The sequence below is a fragment of the Streptomyces sp. DH-12 genome, from assembly GCF_002899455.1.
Lineage (GTDB): Bacteria > Actinomycetota > Actinomycetes > Streptomycetales > Streptomycetaceae > Streptomyces.
This window is the reverse complement of the sequence record NZ_PPFB01000001.1, coordinates 7,109,773-7,128,544: the sequence shown is the minus strand read 5'-3', so window position 1 is coordinate 7,128,544 and position 18,772 is coordinate 7,109,773. Positions and strand designations below refer to the sequence as shown.

The 18,772-nt window shown below is 72.9% G+C and carries 20 protein-coding genes; 10 read left to right on the top strand and 10 right to left on the bottom strand.

Translation table 11 applies throughout. The features are described 5' to 3' along the window. Positions 1 to 124: 124 nt before the first annotated feature. The gene (locus C1708_RS31470) at positions 125 to 799 is read right to left on the bottom strand and encodes a response regulator (protein ID WP_106415875.1); all 675 of its coding nucleotides are present in this window, start codon (positions 797 to 799) and stop codon (positions 125 to 127) included. A 51-nt stretch (positions 800 to 850) separates the two neighbouring features. After that, positions 851 to 2,893 (bottom strand): sensor histidine kinase, encoded by a 2,043-nt coding sequence (locus C1708_RS31465; RefSeq protein WP_106415874.1) that lies wholly within the window; start codon positions 2,891 to 2,893, stop codon positions 851 to 853. A 283-nt stretch (positions 2,894 to 3,176) separates the two neighbouring features. Between C1708_RS31465 and C1708_RS31460 the strand changes: the two genes are divergently transcribed. Further along, positions 3,177 to 3,755 carry a TetR/AcrR family transcriptional regulator gene (locus C1708_RS31460; protein ID WP_106415873.1) on the top strand — a complete coding sequence of 193 codons (579 nt, stop codon included), beginning with the start codon at positions 3,177 to 3,179 and terminating at the stop codon, positions 3,753 to 3,755. Between the two features lie 16 nt (positions 3,756 to 3,771). Here C1708_RS31460 and C1708_RS31455 read toward each other — a convergent pair whose 3' ends face one another. Continuing rightward, the gene (locus C1708_RS31455) at positions 3,772 to 4,791 is read right to left on the bottom strand and encodes an SMP-30/gluconolactonase/LRE family protein (protein WP_198602660.1); all 1,020 of its coding nucleotides are present in this window, start codon (positions 4,789 to 4,791) and stop codon (positions 3,772 to 3,774) included. Positions 4,792 to 4,961: 170 nt separating this feature from the next. Here C1708_RS31455 and C1708_RS31450 point away from each other — a divergent pair, with 170 nt between their 5' ends. After that, positions 4,962 to 6,764: a flavin-containing monooxygenase gene (locus C1708_RS31450; RefSeq protein WP_106415872.1), complete on the top strand. Its 1,803-nt coding sequence runs from the start codon at positions 4,962 to 4,964 to the stop codon at positions 6,762 to 6,764. 86 nt (positions 6,765 to 6,850) lie between these two features. Here C1708_RS31450 and C1708_RS31445 read toward each other — a convergent pair whose 3' ends face one another. Further along, entirely contained in the window at positions 6,851 to 7,612 is a 762-nt protein-coding gene (locus C1708_RS31445; RefSeq protein ID WP_106415871.1) for an SDR family NAD(P)-dependent oxidoreductase, read from the bottom strand. 145 nt (positions 7,613 to 7,757) lie between these two features. On the opposite strand from C1708_RS31445, the gene C1708_RS31440 reads away from it, so the two are divergent. After that, on the top strand, positions 7,758 to 8,372 hold the full coding sequence (locus C1708_RS31440) for a TetR/AcrR family transcriptional regulator (protein ID WP_106415870.1): 615 nt from the start codon (positions 7,758 to 7,760) through the stop codon (positions 8,370 to 8,372). Between the two features lie 64 nt (positions 8,373 to 8,436). On the opposite strand, the gene C1708_RS31435 is transcribed toward C1708_RS31440, so the two are convergent. Next, complete coding sequence (locus tag C1708_RS31435) at positions 8,437 to 8,739, bottom strand: DUF1540 domain-containing protein (protein WP_198602659.1); 303 nt, start codon at positions 8,737 to 8,739, stop codon at positions 8,437 to 8,439. 488 nt (positions 8,740 to 9,227) lie between these two features. Here C1708_RS31435 and C1708_RS31430 point away from each other — a divergent pair, with 488 nt between their 5' ends. Continuing rightward, positions 9,228 to 10,331, top strand: a complete 1,104-nt coding sequence (locus tag C1708_RS31430; protein ID WP_106415869.1) for a M23 family metallopeptidase — start codon at positions 9,228 to 9,230, stop codon at positions 10,329 to 10,331. Positions 10,332 to 10,463: 132 nt separating this feature from the next. Here C1708_RS31430 and C1708_RS31425 read toward each other — a convergent pair whose 3' ends face one another. Then, positions 10,464 to 11,252 carry a ScbR family autoregulator-binding transcription factor gene (locus C1708_RS31425; RefSeq protein WP_502696125.1) on the bottom strand — a complete coding sequence of 263 codons (789 nt, stop codon included), beginning with the start codon at positions 11,250 to 11,252 and terminating at the stop codon, positions 10,464 to 10,466. Between the two features lie 542 nt (positions 11,253 to 11,794). Between C1708_RS31425 and C1708_RS31420 the strand changes: the two genes are divergently transcribed. The 3 genes from C1708_RS31420 (at position 11,795) to C1708_RS31410 (ending at position 14,723) form a co-directional block, all read left to right on the top strand. After that, the gene (locus C1708_RS31420) at positions 11,795 to 12,580 is read left to right on the top strand and encodes an HAD family hydrolase (RefSeq protein ID WP_106415868.1); all 786 of its coding nucleotides are present in this window, start codon (positions 11,795 to 11,797) and stop codon (positions 12,578 to 12,580) included. A gap of 164 nt (positions 12,581 to 12,744) precedes the next feature. After that, entirely contained in the window at positions 12,745 to 12,945 is a 201-nt protein-coding gene (locus C1708_RS31415) for a DUF2191 domain-containing protein (RefSeq protein ID WP_106415867.1), read from the top strand. Between the two features lie 110 nt (positions 12,946 to 13,055). After that, the gene (locus C1708_RS31410; RefSeq protein ID WP_106415866.1) at positions 13,056 to 14,723 is read left to right on the top strand and encodes a RecQ family ATP-dependent DNA helicase; all 1,668 of its coding nucleotides are present in this window, start codon (positions 13,056 to 13,058) and stop codon (positions 14,721 to 14,723) included. Between the two features lie 79 nt (positions 14,724 to 14,802). On the opposite strand, the gene C1708_RS31405 is transcribed toward C1708_RS31410, so the two are convergent. The 3 genes from C1708_RS31405 to C1708_RS34100 form a co-directional block, all read right to left on the bottom strand. After that, positions 14,803 to 15,111, bottom strand: coding sequence for a hypothetical protein (locus C1708_RS31405; protein WP_106415865.1), 309 nt, complete (start codon positions 15,109 to 15,111; stop codon positions 14,803 to 14,805). Between the two features lie 154 nt (positions 15,112 to 15,265). Then, positions 15,266 to 15,724 (bottom strand): excalibur calcium-binding domain-containing protein, encoded by a 459-nt coding sequence (locus tag C1708_RS31400; protein WP_106415864.1) that lies wholly within the window; start codon positions 15,722 to 15,724, stop codon positions 15,266 to 15,268. Between the two features lie 80 nt (positions 15,725 to 15,804). Next, the gene (locus C1708_RS34100) at positions 15,805 to 15,960 is read right to left on the bottom strand and encodes a hypothetical protein (protein WP_157951300.1); all 156 of its coding nucleotides are present in this window, start codon (positions 15,958 to 15,960) and stop codon (positions 15,805 to 15,807) included. Positions 15,961 to 16,121: 161 nt separating this feature from the next. On the opposite strand from C1708_RS34100, the gene C1708_RS31395 reads away from it, so the two are divergent. Further along, the gene (locus C1708_RS31395; protein ID WP_106415863.1) at positions 16,122 to 16,532 is read left to right on the top strand and encodes a RidA family protein; all 411 of its coding nucleotides are present in this window, start codon (positions 16,122 to 16,124) and stop codon (positions 16,530 to 16,532) included. A gap of 175 nt (positions 16,533 to 16,707) precedes the next feature. Further along, the gene (locus tag C1708_RS31390) at positions 16,708 to 17,007 is read left to right on the top strand and encodes a 2Fe-2S iron-sulfur cluster-binding protein (RefSeq protein WP_502696101.1); all 300 of its coding nucleotides are present in this window, start codon (positions 16,708 to 16,710) and stop codon (positions 17,005 to 17,007) included. A 30-nt stretch (positions 17,008 to 17,037) separates the two neighbouring features. Here the strand turns inward: C1708_RS31390 and C1708_RS31385 are convergent, their stop codons facing one another. Then, entirely contained in the window at positions 17,038 to 17,595 is a 558-nt protein-coding gene (locus C1708_RS31385) for a TetR/AcrR family transcriptional regulator (protein ID WP_106415861.1), read from the bottom strand. Positions 17,596 to 17,860: 265 nt separating this feature from the next. On the opposite strand from C1708_RS31385, the gene C1708_RS31380 reads away from it, so the two are divergent. After that, on the top strand, positions 17,861 to 18,739 hold the full coding sequence (locus tag C1708_RS31380; protein WP_106415860.1) for an SGNH/GDSL hydrolase family protein: 879 nt from the start codon (positions 17,861 to 17,863) through the stop codon (positions 18,737 to 18,739). The last annotated feature ends 33 nt before the right edge of the window (positions 18,740 to 18,772 follow it).

The following is an 18,772-nucleotide window of genomic DNA, read 5'->3' as shown; positions in this document are numbered from 1 at the left end:
CGCCCCGCACCCGCCGGGCTCGCCCGGCTCCCGAGCCGTCCCGGAGCCCGGTTCGCGCCCTGACCGGAGCTGGAGCGTGCGGGGAGGTTCCCGGCAGGGGCGCGGGCCGCCTCCGGGACGCCCGTCAGGGGGAGGCGAGGGCTCCCGACGGGCGGATCAGACCGCTCTCGTAGGCGAAAATCGTCGCCTGCACGCGGTCCCTGAGGTTCAACTTGCCGAGCACGGCGCTCACATGCACCTTCACCGTGCCCACCGCCAGCCCCAGCCGTTCCCCGATCTCCGCGTTGGTCAGGCCCGTGGCGACCAGTGTCAGCGTCTCCCGTTCGCGGGGGGTGAGGCTGTCCACGGCGGCCGTGGTCCGCGCGGAGACCGGGGCACCCTGGGCGAAGGCGGCTATCAGACGTCCCGTGACCGCCGGTGCGAGGACGCCGTCGCCGGCGGCGACGACCCGGATGGCGTTCAGCAGTTCGTCCGGGTCGGAGTCCTTGAGCAGATAGCCGGAGGACCCGGCCCGCAGGGCGTCGTAGACGTAGGCGTCGAGGTCGAAGGTGGTGAGCACGAGGACCCGGACGGGGCTGCCGTTCCGCGTGATCAGACGGGTGGCCGTCAGCCCGTCCATGCCCGGCATGCGGATGTCCATCAGCACCAGATCGGGCTGGAGCTCGGCGGCCATGGCGACGGCCGTGCCTCCGTCGGTCGCCTCGCCGACCACGGTGATGTCGGGTTCGGCCGCGAGGATCGCCGTGAACCCCGCACGTATCATCGCCTGATCGTCCGCGACCAGCACACGGATGCTGATGACATCTCTCCTTCCCTCGCCCGCGAGGGGCCGTTCACGCGGTCCATTCTCCTACACGCGCGGGGAGCCGGCCGCCGTGCCTGCGGGGCGCGGCGCCTGCGGGGCCTTGCCGGCGTCGAGGCTTCCCAGGAGACCGCGCATCGCGGCCAGGGTCGCCCGGGTGGCGGCGGCGACGTCGTCCAGACTGCCCGCCTCCGCGGCGGAGACGACCCGGTCGGTCTCCCGGAGCACCGTCTCCCGCAGGCCGTCCGCCACCCGCCGACGCTCGTCGTGGACCAGGTCCTTCGTGCTCGACAGCAGGGCCGAGAGCTCCGCGTGCCGGCGGTCCAGCTCCCGCCGCCGGCGCCTGTGCACCAGCCACCCTGCCAGCCACACGAGGGCGCATCCCCCGGCGAGGACGCACAGCAGCGGGACGAGGAGGAACACGACGCCGAACGGGTCGACGGGGTCCCCGAGGAGCCGGCCGTCGGCGGCGAAGGAGGCCATGACGGCGCTCGCGAGGGACAGGACGGCGGCGGGGACCGCGAGGAACGTCAGCCGGGAACGGGGCGGGTACGCCGTCCCCGTCGGCGGGGACCCGGCGTGCGGCGGGGTACGCAGGACACGGCCGTACGCGGCGACGGCGTAGACGGCGGCCAGTTCCGCGCACCCGCCCCAGAGCAGACAGCTCGCGGCGGCCGGCGGCAGCATCCCGCTGCGGAGCGCCGCCGGCCACAGCAGGGCGGTGGCGCAGGTCGCCGCGAGCATCACCCAGGGAGCGCGGCGACGGCCGAGCAGGGGCAGGGCGTGCGCGGTCAGCAGCAGCGCGAGCAGCAGGCGGACCGACGCATCGAGGGGGGAGTCGTCCGCCGCCTCCAGGGCGGCACCCACCGAGACCATGGTGACGAAGCCGAACACCGCCGCGTCCGCGATCCGCTGCTCGCGGGTGAAGTCGCGCCGTCTGCCGGTGGGCACACCGCGGGCGGAGGACGGTTCGGGAAGCACGGCGTGCACGCGCCAGCCCCCGTCGGGCCGGGGTCCCGCGGTCAGTTGCCCGCCCAGGTCGGTGGCGCGCCGCCGCATCCCTGCCACACCGCGGCCGGAGCCGATGCCCAGCCGGTCGCCCGCGGCGCCGGGGGGCCTGCCGTTGTCGACCGTCAGCAGCAAGGCGCCGTCGGCCCGTTCCATCCGGACGGCGGCCGGGGCTCCCGGCGCGTAGCGCAGGGCATTGGTGAGGGCCTCGCGGACGATGCCGTGGGCCGCTTCGGCCGCGGGGCCGGCGAGATCGGCGGGCAGGGACACCGCGATGGGGCGGCCCACCTTGCCGAACCCCGCGACGAGTTCCTCGATCGCCGCGGTCATCGGCCGGTCGGCCGGCCCGTCGTCCGCCCGCATGACGGTCACCAGCCGTTCGAGGGCGGACCGGGTCTCCTCAGCGGTGCGGCGCGCGAAGGCGAGGGCGTCCGTGACCAGTTCGGGCCTGCTGCCACCGAGCCGGCGGGCCGCTTCCACGGACACCACGACGGAGGTGAGGTGGTGTGCGCTGATGTCGTGCAACTCCTGGGCCAGCCGGTCCCGTTCGGCATCCGCCGCCCGCTTCTTCCCCCGCTCGGCGCGGGCCAGTCGCAGCAGCGACACCCGTCGCTCGCCGCGCCAGTGCCGTCGGCCCGCGCCGAGGGCGGCCGCCACCGAGCAGAAGCCGACGGTGAGGAACCAGTCGGGCAGGAGAGCGCCGCCGAACCCGTGCTCCGCCGCGCTCGGCAGGAACTGGACGGCGCAGGCGACGGCGGTCGCGCTCAGTCCCCTGACCCAGTCGCTCAGAGCGGTGACGGAGAAGAGCGCCACGAGGACCGCCACCACGGTGACCAGGTTCAGCGTGTCGGGGGGCAGGGCGAGTCGGGCCAGGACGGACACCGTGAGGGTTCCGGCCAGGGCGACGAGCGGCGCCCGCCTGCGCTGTCCGAGCGCGAGCACGCAGGCAGCCGTGGCGACGGAAGCGGTGATCCACGCGGCGGCTCCCGGGGCCGGTTCCGTCGTACGGGCCGCGGCGCACCACAAGGCCAGTTGGGCGGCCGCCAGGAGAAGGGGCAGGAGCCAGCGCCTGGTTCGGACCATTGACGCAAGTGTAGTGCCGGGGACAGGAGTGCGCGGTTCCGGGGCGTGGGCCTCACGCCGGGGCCTACGGCGGGCCGAAGGCCCGCGGGGACGCACGCGCCGCCGGCCGCCCCGCACCGACGTGGACGCCGCCGACCGGGCCGTGAACCGCGTCGGCCGCGCAGCCTCTTCACCGCCTCGCCCACGTGCCCGACGGACGGTTCCCGAGACGGCGCGACGCGCCTGGGGCCACCGCCTCGCTCCTCGCCCCGGACGGGAGCAAGGTCCCGGTTACTCTCACGGGGTGACGCAGCAACCCATGTCCGACGCACGGAGGCCCGCGAGCGGGGGCCCCAAGGCCGCTGCCCGCAACCGGGCGGCTCTCATCGCCGCCGCCCGGGAGATCTACGCGGAGCACGGGCTGGACGTCCCACTGTCGGCGATCGCACGGCGGGCCGGGGTCGGGCAGGGTGTGCTGTACCGGCATTTCCCCGATCGGGCGGCCCTGGCGGCCGCGGTCCTGGAGGAGAACGTCCGGCAGATCGAGAGGGCGGCCCAGGAGACGGATCTGGCCGGACTCCTCGGTGTCATCACCTGGCAGCTGACGGAGTCGGCGGCCTTCATCAGCATCCTGCACACCGACAGCACGGACGCTGTCCCCGCGTACGCCGTGGCGCTGTCCCGGCGGGTCGAGCGGGCGTTGCGCACGCTGCTGCCCCAGGACCATCCGCTCGCTTCGGAGCCCGACGACCTGATGATCGCCGTCGCCATGGTCTCCGGGGCCGTCACCGGGCCCACCCGCGAGTACCGGGAGCGCCGGGCGCGGGCGGCCTGGAGACTGCTCGGTGTCGAGGTGGGACCGGCACGGTCCGTCGCGGTGTGAGAGCGGACGGCGGCCGTCAGCCGCCGTTGGACTGCCGTACCCCCTCGGCCAGCGCGTCGAAGGCGTACAGGTAGCCGCCGGCGGGTCCGCTGACGGTCATGTGGGCCCGGGTCCCGCCGGGAGCGATGGCCACGTTGGTCGCCGACTCCAGTCCGTCGGCGGCGCGGGCCGGGACTTCGACGGTCGCCAGCCGTTCGCCGTGCTTGCTGTAGACCGCCATCGCCGGCCTCCCGTGCAGGCCTTGGTAGAGGTTGCCGGCCGCGTCCACCGCGATCGAGTCGGTCTGCGCGGTCCCGCCGTCGACCCGGATGGCGGTGTGCCGTGAGGACACGGAGCCCTCCGCGTCGAGGAGGAGGTAGGAGACGCGGTTCTGTGTCAGCTCGCTGAACCACAGCCCGCGGTGGTCCGCGTCGAAGGAGATGCCGTTCGGCGCGGCGAGGCCGTCGGCCAGGACGGTGGCGTCACGGCCGGTGCGGTCGATCCGTACCACGCGTCCCCTCGCCTCGCCTTCGGACATGCCGCGCGAGTCGCTGACGTACAGGTTGCCCTCCCGGTCGAAGGCCAGGTCGTCGGGGTTCATCGGCGCGCCGTCGACGTCGCCGGAGAAGAAGGTCCGCGGGTCACCGCCGTCCGGGTCGAGGCTCACGATGTCGCCGTGCGCGAAGTCGGTCAGGTAGATCCGCCCGTCGTACGGGCTGAACTGGGCCGAGGTGTAGGCGCCGCGGTCGTCGGTGTGGACCGGCCGGGACGTCTTCTTCCGGACATCGACGCGCAGCACCTTCGGCGCGCCGGGCGGGGCGGTGACGTCGACGACGAGCAGCGTGCCGTCCTCGTCGAAGACCGGCCCCTCCAGCAGGGTCATCCCGGTCCGCTCGTGCGCCTCCGTCAGGCGCATCACCTGCTGTGCGCGGATGGTCCGTCCCTCTCCGGCGCCGCCCGGCTCCTTCGGGGCGCCGGCCGTCTGCGTACCGCACCCGGTCAGGGCCAGTCCGGTCGCGGCCAGTCCGGCGAGCGGCCGGAGCGGGAGTCGTCGCATAGGGATCACTCTTCCTGTCCGAAAGTATGCGGAAGCAACCTTCCACCAACCGGACAGTGTTGTCCGGTTCTTGTTACCGTACGGCATGGCCGCTCAAGTCCTCAGGCGATGCGTCGAGTTGCGGACACAGTGGCTTCCTGGCAGATGACCGGAAGGAACAGGCCCCCCACATGGATCATTCACAGACGCCGACACCCGAGGCACTGGCCGAACTGAGGGAGCGCTACCGGATCGAGCGGGAACGCCGCGTGCGCCCCGACGGACCCCGGCAGTACGTCGGCGCCGACGCCGAGTTCGGCTACTACGCCGCCGACCCCTACACGGAGCCGGTCGGACGTGAAGCAGTGCGGGACCGGGTGGACGTCGCGATCGTCGGCGGCGGGTTCGGCGGCATCCTCGCAGGGGCCCGCCTGCGCCAGCAGGGCATCGAGCGTATCCGTGTGATCGACAAGGGAGGCGACTTCGGGGGCACGTGGTACTGGAACCGCTACCCGGGCATCCACTGCGACATCGAGTCACACGTGTATCTGCCGATGCTCGACGAGACCGGTTACGTGCCCGAGTGGAAGTACGCGCCGGGTGAGGAGATCCGCCGGCACGCGATGCGGACGGCGGAGAAGTTCGGCCTCTACGCCGACGCCCTGTTCTCGACGTCGGTCACCTCGCTGGTCTGGGACGAGGCGTCGGAGGCGTGGACCGTCTCGACCGACCGGGGCGACGAGTTCCGGGCGACATATGTCGTCACCGCCACCGGCACCCTGACCGAGCTGAAGCTTCCCGGCATCCCCGGCATCGAGACGTTCCAGGGGCACACCTTCCACACCTCACGGTGGGACTACGGCTACACCGGCGGCACCCCGGACGGCGGTCTCACCGGTCTCGCGGACAAACGCGTGGGCGTCGTCGGCACCGGCGCCACCGGCATCCAGGTCGTCCCGGTGCTGGCCGAGGACGCGGGACACCTCTACGTCTTCCAGCGCACTCCCTCCACCGTGGACGTGCGCGCCAACCGCCGCACCACCGCCGGTGACGTCGGCGCCGACCGTCACGGCTGGGCCCGCGAGCGACGCGACAACTTCCTGCGCATCGTCTCCGGCGAGAGCGCCGAGGAGGACCTCGTCGCGGACCGGTGGACGTCGTCCGCCGGGCTCCTGGAGAAACTGCTGCCGAGCTTCCGCCGCCAGGGCGATCGTGCCGCGTCCGAGGCCGCCTACGAGGTCGCGGACGCCGCCAAGATGAACGAGATCCGCGCCCGCGTCGACGCGGTCGTCACCGATCCGGACACGGCGGAGAAGCTCAAGCCCTGGTACCGCTATGCCTGCAAGCGCCCCACCTTCTCCGATCTCTACCTCGAGGCGTTCAACCGCGACAACGTCACCCTCGTCGACACCGCCGACACCCACGGCATCGAGCGCATGACCGAGCGCGGCGTCGTGGTCGGCGGCACCGAGTACGAACTCGACTGCCTGATCTTCGCCACGGGTTTCTCCGCCGGGGTCTCCGGCGTCCTCTCCGGCCGGCTGCCCGTGCACGGCCGGGGCGGCGCCCGGCTGCAGGAGGCGTGGGCCGCGCGAGGGCCACGCACCCTGCACGGCTTCACCAGCAACGGGTTCCCCAACCTGATCCAACTGGGCGGGGTGCAGAGCGCCCCCAGCGTCAATTTCACCCACGTCCTGGACGAACACGCCGTCCATGCCGCCGCACTCGTCGCGGCCGCGGAGGCGAAGGGCGCCCTGATCGAACCGTCCCGCGAGGCCGAGGACGCCTGGATCGCCGTCCTGGCGAAGGACGCCCCCGACCACGCGTGGTTCCACGCCGAGTGCACCCCCGGTTACTACAACGCCGAGGGACGCGGCCGGCCGAACGGGCCCACCGCCTATCCGCACGGCGCGTTCGCCTTCCACGGACTGCTCGCGCGGTGGCGCGAGGAGTCCATGGACACGATCCTCCAGCCGGCGCGTCCGGCCCGGTAGGGCTTCGTGCCGGGCTCCGGTCCGCCGGCGGCGGGGCGGCCGCGACACCGCCGGCGGACCGGACGCCGGACCTCGGCTGCGTGGTGTCAGACGGCGGACCACCCGTCGTCGACGGGCAGGATCGCGCCGTTGATGTTGCTCGCGGCGTCGGAGGCGAGGAACAGGATCGCCGCCGCCTGCTCCTCCGGCTGCGACACCCGGCCGAGGTTGGCGAAGTGGGGGCCGAGCGCGGCCGGACCGTGGGCGGCCGGGTCGGCGTCCACGGTGATGGCGGTCGCGGTCCCGCCGGGGCACACGGCGTTCGCCCGGATGCCGTTCTTCCGGTACATCACCGCGAGGGACTTCGTCAGCCCGACCACGCCGTGCTTGGAGGCCGTGTACGCGGCCCCCGCCGCGCTGCCGCGCAGAGCGGCCTCGGAGGCGGTGTTGACGACGACACCGCGGCCCGCGGCCAGCATGTGCGGCAGCACGGCGCGGGTGAGGAGGAAGGGGGCCGTCAGGTTGACGCGGACGACCCGCTCCCACTCGGCGTCGCTCACGTCGGCCAGGGCCGACATGCTGTCCATGATCCCGGCATTGTTCACCAGGACGTCCACGCCGCCGAACCGGTCCACGGCCGTCGCCGTCACCCGGTCCACGACGGCCCGCTCGCTCAGGTCGCCCGTGACGGCCACGGCGGTGCCGCCCGCCGCCTCGATCTCCGCGACGACCGCACCGGCCCCCTCGGCGTTGAGGTCGGCGACCACGACGCGGTCGTCCTGCGCGGCGAAGGCGAGCGCGGCCGCACGGCCTATGCCCGACCCCGCCCCGGTGACGATCACGCTGCGTCCGTTCACACCGTCGGTCATCCAGTACTCCGTCCGTAAAAGGCCGGCGCGGCGGACTCCGCTCGCGCCGTGCCGATGACTCCACCACTTTATGTCTCTGAGTGACATAAAGTGGTGGGCAAGAATACCGGGGACATCACTGACCGTCGTCGGAGGGGAGGCGCGGATGACCGCGACCCGCGGACGGACGGGACGGCCACCGCTGACCGAGGAGCGCAAGGCCGCCGTCCGGCTGGAGATCGCCCGTGCCGCGGTCGGCCTGTTCCTCGCCCAGGGCGTCGACGCCACGACGGGCGAGCAGATCGGGCAGGCCGTGGGCGTCTCGGCACGCACGGTCTGGCGCTACTTCCCGTCCAAGGAGAGCTGCGTACGGCCGCTGCTCGCGACCGGGATCGACGCGATCGCCGACGCGCTACGGCACTGGCCCGCCGGCCGGCCCCTCGAAGAGGCGCTCGACCCACTGTGGGCCGGCGCCGATGTCCTGCCCGGCCCGGACATCGGCGCCCTGCTGCGGCTGACCCGGACCGAGCCCGGCCTCCGCGCGGTCTGGCTCCGGACCCACGACGAGGCGGAACCCGTCTTCGCCCGCGCCCTCGCCGAACGGGCCGGCCTCCCCGCCGACGACCTGCGGCCGAGCGTCCAGGCCGCCATGCTCAACGCCGCCCTGCGCGCGGCCGTGGAGCACCACGCCTGGCACACGGCCGACCCGGCGACCGCCCGGGCGGACCTGGAGGCCGCCCTGCGCGCCGCCCTGGCGGTCGCGGCGACGGGGCTCACCTGAAGGCGCCCTCGCTCAGGGCAGCCGGGGGCGCGTCACGTGCCTGACGTGGCCCGACGTGTGTGCCTCACTTCCGCGCGTAGGTGAGGCAGTCGACCTGCTCGTGCTCGTAGCCGACGGTGACGGCCGGGGCGTGGCACTCCAGCCCGGAGTTGTGCCGGCAGTCGGCCATCTTGCACGCGCCGACCCTGCCGGTGGTCGACGGATCACCACCGTCCAGGTCGGCGCCCGTGAACGTGTCGCAGACGGGACTGTCGAGGTCCCCCACGGTGATCGCCGCGGCGCGGCACGTGTGGTCGTGGTTGTAGGCGCAGCCCTCGGCCGCGCACTCGCTGATGACGGGCAGGTGCATGACGGGCGTGGCTGCCATGGCGGTTCGCCCCTCTCGTGGCCTCGTACGGAGCGGACACCGCGGTGGCAGCCGGCTCGGGGCCGCGCCTGTCACCCGTCGGCAGCGGATGGGGCGGACGGCCCCGCGGGGCCCGTCCGGGCCGGCCGCTCACGGAACGCTCCTTTCCTGTCTTCCACTGTCCGCGACGGCAGGGGACGGCGCACCCCCGCGGGCGGAATCGGCTGTGCGGGACGCCGGCGGTGCCGGCTGCCCGGTGGTCCGGTACGCAGCAGGTCGCGATTCGGGCGACCGGGCGCCGTGGCCGTCGGGTTGCCCGTGGGGACGGCGGGCTGCGCCGAAACCCGTGGCGAAGGGTGCCCCATAGGGCAGTTGATCCTGTCCTTGCGACCGGTGTCGCAGCGATCACGGATCCCCTGGCGTGTGCGCGTGAACCGGCGTATCCCGCCGTGGCTGAGGACAGGGAAGGCACGGCGTGCCCCACAGGCCGGGACGCCGAGAGTGAGACCATGCAGAACGTGCCCGAGGGCGACGACGCGCCACGGCCCCCGTCGCGGGCTTCCACCCCCGCACCGCGTCGGCGTCGCGGCCCGGGCGCCTGCCTGCTGATCGTGCTGCCGGGCATGGTGACGCTCGGCGGTGTCTTCGCGTTCGTCTCGTTGGTCGGCGGTGGGGCGGCCGTACCGCAGGACGGGACGCCGGGCCAGGCGGAGTCCGCCGTCAGCAACGTGGACGGTTCCTACGTCCCTTGGCCGCGCAGGGCGACGGCTGACTGCATGGGCGTCACCCCCGCGCTTCTGGCCGCGCACATCGACCAGCTGTCCGGATGGCAGAGCGACGGCGCCGGCCTGTCCGAGCTGGGCGTCGCCCGTTTCACGGACGCCGGCTGGAAGAAGTGGGGCCGGGACGACGACGGCAACGGCAGGTCCTCGCCGCACGACGAGGTGGACGCGATCATGGCCCTGGGGCGGCAGGACTGCTCCTTGTCGAAGCAGATGACCGGGCTGCGCACCAAGGGCACCGTGAACGGAGATCTCGCCGAGCTCACGCTCGCCGCGTACGCGGTCGGGGTGGACGAGGTCGCCAGGGCCGGCGGAGTCCCTTCTCCGGCCCGCTTGTTCGTCGCCGAGGTGAAGAAGCGGCTGCCGCAGTACAGCACGCTGGTCGAGCGCAACCCCGAGCAGGGAAGCGGCCAGGCCGCCGACGCGCGGATGCAGGCGCCCGTCGCCACGCTGTACGTCACCTCACCGTTCGGCTCGCGCGCGCACCCGCTGACGGGAGTGACGAAGCTGCACACGGGCGTCGACTTCGACGCGCCGCAGGGGGTCCAGGTGTCCGCGGCCTGGGGCGGGGTGGTGGAGTTCGCCGACATGACCCCGGCGTACGGGTACCGGGTGGTGATCGACCACGGCACGGTGGACGGGAAGCGGCTGCAGACCACCTACAGTCATCTGTCGGCGCTTCAGGTGAGCACCGGTCAGAGCCTGTCGACCGGGCAGGCGGTGGGGCTGGCCGGCTCGACGGGTTTGTCCACCGGCCCGCATCTCCACTTCGAGGTGCTTCTCGACGGCCAGTACACGGACCCGATGGCCTGGCTCGCGAACGGCGGCTGAGCGGGGCTCGGTGAGGCAGGCGCGTTGATGAGCCGCGCTCAGTCGTCCGCGGCGGCCGGTCCGGGGTGCGATGACATGCCGGGGGAAAGGAGTGTGCCAGGGGCGGGCCGTCCCGCCGGCTTCACGTCGGCGTCACGTTGCGCGGCACCCCGCCGCCCCCCGGTCGCCGTCCGTACCGGCGGGGTCGGCCACCGTGCGGTCCGTCTCGTGTTCCGTCATGCGAGCGGCCGGCCCCCGGTCCCCTGCGGTGTGCCCGTACAGGGGCGGTGCGGGTGAGGGCGGACGGCTGTCGGCGGCCGGTGTGACGGCTCCCTGCCGCGCCGGGACCTGGCCGGACCGCGCGTCCCGCTGGAGAGCCGGCAGGACCAGTTTCCACCAGTCGGAGAGGCGGCCGGTGAGCGCGGTGGGGCCTTCCAGCGCCTCCGTGAGCGTGCAGAACCCGTAGAAGGCCCGGACCAGGGTGCGGGCGGCGGCGGCCGGGCGGACACCGGCGGCCAGGCACCCCCCGGCACGGGCCTCGGCGAGCAGACGTGTGGCCGCGGCCGTCCAGAGAACGAAGGGGTCGGGGAGGTCCGCGTTGATGGTGTGGCGCTCGGCCCACAGCCGGGCACCCGCACGCGTCAGGGAGTCCTCCGCGAGCGCGCGGGCGATCTCGTAGCTCAGTGCGACGAGGCGCTCCAAGGGGGGCACGCTCGGATCGTCGTACCGGGGGACGAGGCTGGGCCAGGTCGCGAATCCGTTCCGGACGACCGCCTGGGCGATGCCTTCCTTGCTGGCGTAGTGGAAGTAGACGGATCCGCTGGTCCGTCCCGACCGGGCGCTTATGTCGTTGACGCTCGTACCGGCGTAGCCGTGCTGGGCGAAGAGGCAGGCGGCTGCCTCCAGGAGTGATCTGCGGGTTGCTCTGGCCCGTTCCTGCAAGATCTCGCGCACCTCGTTCGGCTCCGTAGTGAACGGCCCAAAATGTAGTGCGCCCGCGTACGCCTGGAGCAAAGAACCGTCAGCCTCACACAGCAATTGCGGTATTTCTTTCGAATCTGAACACCCAGGGGTGGAAATTGGCTTCCGAGGTGCCGCTCCTGATTCACCGCCCTTATTTTCCGCCGCATGCCGAAGCGTGATCGCTCGCCGGGCACACGCGCCGCGACCCACGTCGCCAACTGCGGGTATGACGCTGCGTCAGGAGGGCGGGAGCGGCGGACCGCGGCGACCGCTTACACCCTGATCGCCTGCGGGGGGAGCACTCGAAACGGTGATTGCCCCGATTTTCCGGGACTAAATATCGTAGCCGTCGCAATGTTTTTCCTTTGCGGCTGATGCCCGGCATACGAGTCGTCCCCGTCGGTGGGCCACCGAAGGACACCGGCCTTCCTCGCGCCCCGTCGTCGCGGGCCCCGCCGCCTTCAGCCCCGCAGTCCCGCGACTCGTGCGACCCCTTCCGTCCTCTCCCCCAGGAGGCCACCATGACGCCGTCACTCCGAACCCTGTCGAACTGGTCGCCCGAGGCCGTCGTCTTCGACTGCGACGGCACGTTGATGGACACCGAACGTCATTGGCAGGATGCGCGGACCCGAGCCTTCCGCGAGTTCGGCCTGCTGCCTCCGCCGGGCTTCGCCGGTCGCGCCAAGGGCGTGCACTACGTCGACTGCGGCCGTCTGATGGCCGAGGAGACGAACAAGCCCGAGCTGGCCGCAGACCTGACCGCGGCGCTCCTGGCGCACTTCCTGTCCCTCGTGGCCGAGGACCCGCTGACGATGCCGGGAGCCTGCGAGACGGTGCGCCTCCTCTCCGGGCGGCTGCCGCTGGCCGTGGCCAGCAACTGCCCGCTGGAAGTGGTGGAGGAGAGTCTCGGCCGCGCAGGACTGCGCCGCCACTTCCGCCACATCGTCGTGCCCACGGCGCCTCCGGGGGACGCCACCGGGCCGGGGCCCGGAAGGGACGACGAACGGCCGCAGGCGGTACGGCCGAAGCCGTGGCCGGATGTGTACGCCACGGCGGCACGGCTGTGTGGGGTCCACCCGGGAACCGCGCTGGCCGTCGAGGACTCCCTCACAGGCGTCGAGTCGGCGTGGCGTGCCGGTCTGCGGGTTCTCGGCGTGGGCCCGCTGCCCGACGACGGGAACACCGGGCGTGCCGACGCCTGGGTGACGGCTCTGGACCGTCCGGAGGTGCTGGAATGGGTGCGGGACTGGCCGCGGGCCTCGTCACCGGGCGCCGGGCAGGGGCACGAGCCTCACGGTTCGCTCTGACCGGCCGAGTCGGACACCGTCACGCCGGTGGGCACCCCTGCCGGAGTGCCGGCTGCCCTCTGCCCTTCTGGCGATCAGCCGAGTCGCGCATGTGCACGAGGCCGCCGATTCCTGCCACCGGCTCGGGGCGGCTAGGGTGGGCTGTGACGCGACAGGGGGGCACCGTGGCCAAGGTCAGCATCAGTCTCGACGCCGAGCTCGTGGTCGAAGTGATGGTCCTGGCGGGGATCGGCTCGCCGCAGGACGCCGTCGAGGCGGTCGTGCGGGACTACATCGCCCGGGGGCACCGCACCGAGGCCCGGACCGGGCTCAAGGAGCAGGGCCTGCGCGAGGTCGACGTGAAGCCGCAGGAGCCGCAGGGCTGAGACGCCTCCCCCGAGGCGTGACGACGGTGCGCCTCACTGCGCATCCCCGCCCCCGCAGCGGGCACCCGGGCCGGGACCACACCGGTCAGGGCCTGGAAGGGGCGTACGCGATGGATGAGCAGGACCGGGACGCCGAGTTGCGTCGCGTCGCCCGTGAGCGGTTCGGCTGGAGCGATCTGGGGACGGAGCAGGCCGAGGCGATGCGGGCGCTGCTGGGCGGCCGTGACGTACTGGTCGTCATGCCCACCGGCTCCGGGAAGTCGGCGATCTACCAGGTGCCGACCGTGCTGCTGGACGGTCCCACCGTCGTCGTGTCGCCGCTGATCGCCCTGCAGCGCGACCAGGTGACCGGCCTGCGGGACAGCGAGGCTCCGGACGCCGTGGCCGTGAACTCCGCGCAGTCGCGGTCGGCGACCGACGAGGGCTGGCAGGCGGTCGAGGACGGCGACGCCGAGTACCTGTTCCTCTCGCCCGAGCAGCTGGCCAGGAAGGACGTCCTGGAGCGGCTGCGCGGCCTGCGGCCCTCGCTGTTCGTCGTCGACGAGGCCCACTGCGTGTCCGCCTGGGGACACGACTTCCGCCCCGACTACCTCAACCTGGGTGAGGCCGCCGACCGGCTGGGCCGTCCGCCGGTCCTGGCGCTGACGGCGACCGCGGCGGCCCCCGTGCGGGAGGACATCGTCGAACACCTGCACATGCGCGATCCCCTGTTCGTGACGACCGGCACGGACCGGCCCGCCATCCGGCTGACCGTGCACACGTACACCGACGACCCTTCCAAGCGGGAAGCCGTCTCCCGCTGGACGGCCGCGGCGCGCACCCCGGGCATCCTCTACACCGCCACCCGCAAGGACGCCGAGTCGTACGCGGCGCGTCTCCGGCAGGACGGGGTGGACGCCGAGGCGTACCACGCGGGTCTGAAGGCGGCCGACCGCCGGCGGATCCAGGACGGCTTCATGGAGGGCGCTCCCGCCGTGGTCGTCGCCACCTCGGCGTTCGGGATGGGCATCGACAAGCCCGACGTGCGGTTCGTCGCGCACGCGTCCGTGCCCGAGTCGCTCGACTCCTACTACCAGGAGGTGGGGCGGGCCGGCCGGGACGGCGAACCCGCCGACGCCGTGCTGTTCTACCGGCCGGAGGACCTGGGGCTGCAGAAGTTCCTCACCGCCCGGTCCCTGGACACCGGGGCGCTCCGCCGGATCATGACCACACTGCTCGACCAGGACGCCCCGCGGAGCCGCGGTCGCACGGCGGAGCTGTGCGGGCTGTCCCGCCGGAAGACCAGCGATCTGCTGAACCTGCTGGAGGAAGCGGGAGCCGTGGCCGTCGAGGGGCGGCGCCGTGCGGTACGGGCCGTGCCCGGCCGGTCGGCGCAGGAGGCCGCGGAGGCGGCGGAGGAGGTGTTCGAGCGGCGGCGCCGTATCGACCGCTCGCGCATCGAGATGATGCGCGGCTACGCGGAGACGCCGAGCTGCCGCCGTCAGTACCTGCTCGGCTACTTCGGCGAGCAGCTCGACGCTCCGTGCGGGCATTGCGACATGTGCGACCGTCTGGACAAGGAGCCCGGCGCCACGGGCGCAGGGCGTCCGGACGCCGCTCCCCCGCCCGGGGATGCCGGGCCCTACGAGCCGAACGAGCGTGTGCGGCACGCGGATTGGGGTCCGGGCACCGTGATGCGCAGGGAGGAGGACCGGGTCGTCGTGCTCTTCGAGCAGGTCGGCTACAAGACGCTGTCGCTGTCGGCCGTGGAGGAGGGTGACCTGCTGACCGGCGCCTGAGAGGCGGGGGAAGCGGGCTCCCACCGTACGGTACGTCGGGCCCGGCCGCCGTACGGTACGTCGCCGGGCCCGGGTCACCTCATGGGCGCGGGCGGACCCGCACCCAGCGGGGGCGTGCGTCGCTGCCGCGGCGTCCGGCCACCGACGCGCAGCGCGGGCACACCCGCTGCACCCTGTCGGCCGCGCCGCCCGACTCAGGGAACGTGTCGGGCCAGCTGACGTGCGAGAAGCGTGCGAGGCGCGAACGGCTGAGGGACAGGCCGCAGACGGTCTCGTTGCGGCCCGGCTCCCAGGCGTGGACCTCCCCGGCGGGCAGCCTGCGACGGCCGTCCTCCTCGTCGGTCCACTGTCCGGAGGCGGCGACGGCGTACCGCTTGCCGCGCTTCATGACGCGCGCCCGGCTGCGGTGGGGCTGTTCCCGGTCATGTCTGCACCGTCCTTACCCTCGGCGGCTGTCCCTGCGCGGTCGCGGCGCCCCAGGAGAGCGGGCGCCGCCCGCACCCGACGAGTGCCACGCGGGCCGCCGTCCCATTCCCGGCGTCCTACTCGCAACCGGTGCCGTCGCCGTCGCGGTCGAGGTGTCTGCCGTAGCCGGGGTCGCCGGCGTGGACGGGGGCCGCGCCCGCGGCGCGCGCGGCGGCGCAGTTGTCGTAGTGGACGCTGCCCCCGCCTCCCCCACCACCGCTGTAGTCCTCCTCGACGGGTTCCGCGGTCACGGTCTTGGTGACCTTCACCTCGACCTCGGCCGTCTCCGTCTCCGTGACCGTCACGGTCGGGGCGGGTTCCGGCTCCGCGGTAGGTGCGGCGGTCGTCGTGGCGGTGACGGTCGCCGTGGGCCGGGCTTCGGCCGCCAGGGGCTTGGCGTCGCCCTTCGCGCTGCCGTCATCGGTGGCGCCCGCACCGATGCCGACGAAGAAGGCGAGGCCGAGCGCGGGCAGTACGTACCGCTTGCGCGCCCACTTCGGCGCGGTACGGCCTCCCGGTGTGTACGGATCGGTCATGACGTCCCCCGAGGTGTTAGTTGAAGCACGAACTGTAGCGGCTGTGTGAAGAAAATATGAAGCCTCGGGGTGAGTCCGCGTCAGCGGTCCGCGGCGGGCAGGCGGTCCAGACCGGTGTCGCGCATGAGGCGGTCCACGGTTCCGGTCAGGACGCCGTCGGCGGTGACGACGGTTCCGGCGCCGCCGGGCAGGAGGCCCCGCGGGCGGTACCGCTCGCGCAGGCGGCTCTCGTCCACGGTGCTCGCGATCGGCTTGGCGGCATGGCGGGTGAGGGTCTCGCCGAGGGGGACGTCCAGGCAGTAGACGTGGGTCCGGCCGCGCCGGCTGAGACCGCGGCAGTCGGCGCGGGCGGAAAACGTGATGCGCCGGGGTCGGTCAGGTCACCAGAATCACGCGCATGACGGCTGAGATCACGCGCATCAATCCGCCTCGGCTCCATGCGACTCCGGGGTACCACCACATCACCGTCGTGGAGGCGGGCCGGACGGCTCATCTGGCGGGTCAGTGCCCGCTCGACCCCACGGGGAAGCTCGTGGGCCCGGGTGATCTGGACGCCCAGATCGACCAAGTGGCGGCCAATGCCGCCACGGCTCTGAACGCGGTGGGCGCCGGGCCGGAACACGTCGTCCGCTCGCTGATCCACGTGGTCAGCGACGACGTCGCGGTCCTGGGTGACGCCTGGCGACGCCTGACCGCATCGGTCATCGGACCGGCGTTCACCACTGCGAGCACGCTCCTGGGCGTCGCCCGGCTCGGCTTCCCCGGCCAACTGGTCGAGGTCGACCTGACAGCGGCGCTGCCGGACTGAGGGGCAGCACCCGAGCCGAGATCGCCCCCGCCCGGTCGCTGCGCGGACCCGTGCGGTTCACGCACCCCGAGGCCGGCCCCGACGCCTGACCGCCCGCCCCTGCCTGCCGGTCGGGGACACCGGGTCCTCCGAGACGTTCTTCCAGCTGCCGCAGTCGATGCCGTACGACTTCGGCGTGAACGAAGTACGGGTGCGGCATCGACGTCCGCACGGGATCACCGCTGCCGGAGGGCTCGCCGACACGGTGGACGCCGGACCGCATCCGACGCAGCAGGCGCGGCTGGACCAGGACGTGGCGCAGTGCGGTTACTGCCGGCCGGGGCAGATCACGGCCGCGGTCGAGCTGGTCCGCCGTGTCGCGGAGGAGGGCCGCGAGGTCACGGACGACGGCCTGGACGGCATCCGCGACCTCCGCCGCTGCGGCACGTGCCCGCGTGTCCGCGAGGCGATCGGGGCAGCGGCCGGGGGGATGTGAGGGGCGGTGCGCGGACGGGCCCCCGCGGGGTCAGGAGGTCCGGGGAACCAGCACCTCTTGGAGGAGGGCGCCGTACCGGGACACCAGTTCCGTGCGGTCCATGCGGAGCAGGCCCTGGTCCCCGGCCACCCACAGGGCGTAGAGAAGTCCTCCCGCCACGGCGGCGGCCATCCGCGCGCGGACGTCGGCGTCGGGGCCGGTCAGGCGACGGCGCAGGGGCTCGACGAAGAGATGCTCGTGCGTGTCCCGCAGACGGTCGTGGATGTGCGGCTCATCGCTGCCGTGGACCAGGGCGAGGAAGACGCCCCGTGCGGAACCGCCGAGGTCGAGGAGGAGTTCGGCGAGCCGTTCCCCCAGGTGCTCCAGTGGCACGTCGAGCAGGGGTTCGTCGTCGAGCGTCAGGTGCATCGTCTCCAGGAACAGAAGCTCCTTGCTCTTGAAGTGACGGATCACCAGTGCGGGATCCGTGCCGGCCTCGGCCGCGATCTGGCGGACGGTGGTCCTCGAGAAGCCCCTGCTCCGGAAGAGCCGGGCGGCGGCCGAGTGGATGGACTCGCGGGTCGACGCGCTGGAGCCGGTCTGCAGCATGCCGGTCAGGATAGGCGGCCGGGCGCTTCGCACCTGCGCGTTCGCTCCTTCACAGCGGCCGCTCCCAGCTCGCGCGCGTGTTTCGAGAAGTTCGGTCAACAATGTTGACTCCAGCTCGGGGCGGCTGCACATTACTTGACGGTAGAACCACCCGGTAACCGCCCGGCCGGGCACTCCTCCCCGCCCCCGACCACCCTGTGCCCTCGGCCGGCGGGCCCTGCCGGCCGCCGCACCCGCAGCCCCACCCCCTCCGGAAAGGGATCACATGCAGAAGCACGTCTCGCGCCGTAATGTCATGGTCACATCATTCGCGCTCGCCGGCGCGCTCGCCCTGAGCGTCACGGCCGGCGGCGCGGCCCAGGCTTCCGACCCGCTGAAGTACGTCGCCCTCGGCGACAGTTACAGCGCCGGCTCGGGCGTGCTGCCCGTGGACACGAGCAACCTGCTGTGCCTGCGCTCCACGGCGAACTACCCGAACGTGATCGCGGACCGGACGGGCGCCGAACTGAAGGACGTGACCTGCGGCGCCGCCCAGACGAAGGACTTCACCTCGTCGCAGTACCCCGGCGTCCCGCCCCAGGTGAACGCCCTCAGCGCGGACACCGACCTGGTGACGCTGACGATCGGCGGCAACGACAACGGCACCTTCATCAACGCCATCACCTCCTGCGGCAGCGCGGGCCTCCTCACCGTGGGCAGGGGCAGCCCCTGCAAGGACAAGTACGGCACGACCTTCACGGACCAGATCGAGAAGAACACGTACCCCGCGCTGAAGAGCGCCCTGCGGGCCGTACGCGCCAAGGCGCCCAACGCCCGCGTGGCGGTGCTGGGTTATCCCTGGATCACCCCGGAGAAGGCCGACCCGTCGTGCTACCTGAAGCTGCCGATCGCCTCCGGCGACGTGCCCTACCTGCGTGACGTGCAGACGCACCTGAACGCGGCGGTCGAGCGCGCCAGCAAGGAGACCGGTGCGACCTTCGTGGACTTCTCCCGGGTCTCGGACGGTCATGACGCGTGCAAGCCCGGCGGAACTCGCTGGATCGAGCCGCTGCTCTTCGGCACCAGCGTCGTGCCGGTCCATCCCAACGCCCTCGGTGAGCGGCGGATGGCGGAGCACACCATGGAGGTTCTCGGATTGCGGTGAGGCCGGCGCGTGGCGCCCGGTCCGCGGTGACCG